At 47.5% G+C, this 2,874-nt stretch carries 2 protein-coding genes; both read right to left on the bottom strand.

Annotated elements, in window-relative coordinates:
- Positions 1-425 precede the first annotated feature (425 nt).
- Entirely contained in the window at positions 426-1,130 is a 705-nt protein-coding gene (gene cmoA / locus Q0236_RS12640; protein ID WP_297918724.1) for a carboxy-S-adenosyl-L-methionine synthase CmoA, read from the bottom strand.
- A gap of 851 nt (positions 1,131-1,981) precedes the next feature.
- The coding region (locus Q0236_RS12635) for a riboflavin kinase (RefSeq protein ID WP_297918721.1) at positions 1,982-2,874 on the bottom strand (893 nt) is incomplete at its 5' end.

Below are 2,874 nucleotides of genomic sequence, written 5' to 3'. Positions count from 1 at the left end.
CGATTTTGAAAATCGTATCGCTAGCGAAAAAATAGATGAAGAAACGGGGTTAATCACAAAAGTAAGCCCGCAAGTCCAAATCGCCGAAACAACCCAAAAAGCGCAGTAAATAGAAATGAAGTAAAATTTAGTTTAATTGGAATTTGTATCAATTATTTCTAGACTGTTAAAATTTTACGTAAAATAAAAGGCTTTTGGGCGCTCACATTCCAAAAGTTGCGTGTACGAGAAGATATTTTAGGTTTTATGCCTTTGAAATACGGGAGCGCTTTTGCGTACAGAATAAAATTTAAAATTTGCACTCTGCATTTTGCTTCAAATTTTATAATGCAAGAGTTTTGGAAAGTAAAAAACTTCGGAAATCATTGAAATTTTTAAATTCATAGAATTCTAAAATTTATACTTCTTGTAAATTTAAATTATCGCTATTTAAACGCCGCAAAGCTCATAAAATTCGCCCATTTAAAAATACTCTCGACGCGCTTAAAGCCCGCGCTTAGCGCCAAGGCGCGGTTTTCCGCCTCAGTGTAGGGCACGAGCACGTTTTCGAGCGCCTCTCGTTTTTGTGCGATCTCGTAGCGCGAGTAGCCCTGCGCGCGCTTGTAATCCTCGTAAATTTCGATCATCCGGCGCGCGAGCGCAGGCTCTTCGTAGACGATCTTTTCGCTAAAGATCAAAACCCCGCCCTCGCGCAATCCGTCGTAAATTTTACTCACGAGCGCGGCCCTACGCGGCGGTCTGATGAACTGCAGGGTGTAGTTTAAAATCACGGCGTCGCAGTCTGCGAGGCTCGCATCCAGCACGTCCGATACGCTAAGCTCGAGCTCGGCGCCGAACGCCGCCGCCTTGGCGCGGGCGTTTTGTATCATCGCCTCCGAGCTGTCGATGCCGCACAGCCGCAGATCTGGGCGCAGCGCAAACAGCGCCAGCAGCGCGGTCGCAGTCGAGCAGCCAAGATCGATCACGCGTGCATTTTGCGGCAGTATCCGCGCCAAAAGCTCGCTGCTAAGCCGTGTGCTGGCCTCGTAAAACGGCACGCTGCGCCCGATCATATCATCAAAAACCGACGCGACGCTGGCGTCAAACTCAAACTGCTTTTTGATAGGCTCTTTAAAAATTTCGTCTTTCATCCGTTTCCTTTTAGTTTCGCTATTTACGCAGTACTCGATTTATACTTCCTACGCATGCTAAACGCAGAATTCTCACGCCGTGCTTTCTGCACTTAAGCGACACTCGATTTGCGACCGCTACGCATGGAATTTTTGCGCTTAGTTTGCCCCGCGCGTAAGCATACCTAAATTTTAAACGCAGCATGAGCGCTTTTAATGCGAGCGAGCTGCATCCCAGTTTGCGCCCAACTTCTAGCCCGGATATGCTCGATGCATGATTAAATTTCACGTCTTGCTTGATAGGCCCTAAAATTCCGCACCGCGCGAATATATCCTTAAAATTTTGCGCCTTATTTAGCGGGCTTAGAATTTCTCAACATTAAATTTTTACGCCACCAAATCTCACGCTATCAAAACAGCTCCTTTAAATTCTTTAATTACTAACTTAAACTAAAAGCATAGTCAAAGCTCCATTAGTAGAATTTCGCGCCCATTTTGCGATTTTACATGCCGCAAAAATAGAGGCGCTTGGTAAAATTTACGTTTGACTATGCGCATAATTTAGCCGTTTGGCTCTTGCTCGGCAGCTTATCCCTGCTAAATTTTAAGGCTTCGCAGCGCAACTAAGATTTTTTATCACCCTCGATTCTCGGCGCAGCTTGCACTTGCCTCGTCTTACATAAGCCCAAGCCCAAGGTGCGTTAAAGCCATGTAGGCGGTGCGCCAAGTATTCTCAGTGACAACGGGCACACTACTTTTATACGGGACAACGCAGACGGCTCATTTAATGCGCCTAGATGCAAAACGCGGGCAGACGCATCAAATCAAGCGCACAGCCCGAAAATTTCATCTTTAAGCTTGCAAGCCGTAGATTAAAATTTGCGGCTTCGTAGTACCGCCTCCGCCTCCGTAGCGTCTTTTAAAATCTGCTCTTTAAGCTGCGCTAGATCGCTAAATTTGCGATTTTCACGTAGGAACTTTATAAATTTCACGCAAGCAAATTTCGCGCCGCTGTTTTTGTCCGCAGCCTCTAAATTTTTATTTTCGGCGTCCAAGCTCTCGCTCGACGCAAAATTTTGTGTAGAAATTTCTACTGAATTACACGCCGAAATTTCATCTAAATTTCGCGCAGAATGTGCGGCTTGCCCCCCGCAGCACGGCGCGTGATCTTGCGCAGAATTTACGGCCTCGAAGCCCGCAAAGCCCCCTAAAATGTGCGTTTCAATCGCAAAAGCCCCGTCGGTGCTAAGGCGCTCTCCCACAAAGCTCACGCTTTTGTAGTTTGCGCCGCGCACGCTCGTGACGGTTGCGTAAACGCCGCTTTTTGGCATAAAATAGCCGCTCGCATCAAGATTTAGCGTCGCTACGAACTCCCGCGCCCCGCGCCCCTGACCGCGCACGATCCGCCCGCAGATCTCGTAATTTCGCCCTAAAAGCTCCGCCGCCTCTTCGCATCTACCACGCGATAAAAGCTCTTTGATCCTGCTTGAATGCACGCCGCCGCCGCTTAAGCAAAACTCCCCTACGACGCAGGTTTGCCCGCGAAATTCGCGCCTTAAAAATTCCACGTCCCACGCCCGATCACGCCCAAATCTAAAGTCCTCGCCTACGACAATTTTTTGTAAATTTATGAAATTCTGCCTTAAAAGTGCGATAAATTCGCCTCCGCTAAGGCTTTTGATAGTGCGTAGATCGCAATAAAAAATCTTTTTGTTCGTAAACGCCTGCCGTGACGCAAAAGGGGTTAGCTTCGTGCCACCACCTG

The sequence above is a fragment of the uncultured Campylobacter sp. genome, assembly GCF_938031315.1.
Classification (GTDB): domain Bacteria; phylum Campylobacterota; class Campylobacteria; order Campylobacterales; family Campylobacteraceae; genus Campylobacter_B.
This window is presented reverse-complemented; position numbering and strand designations above follow the sequence as displayed.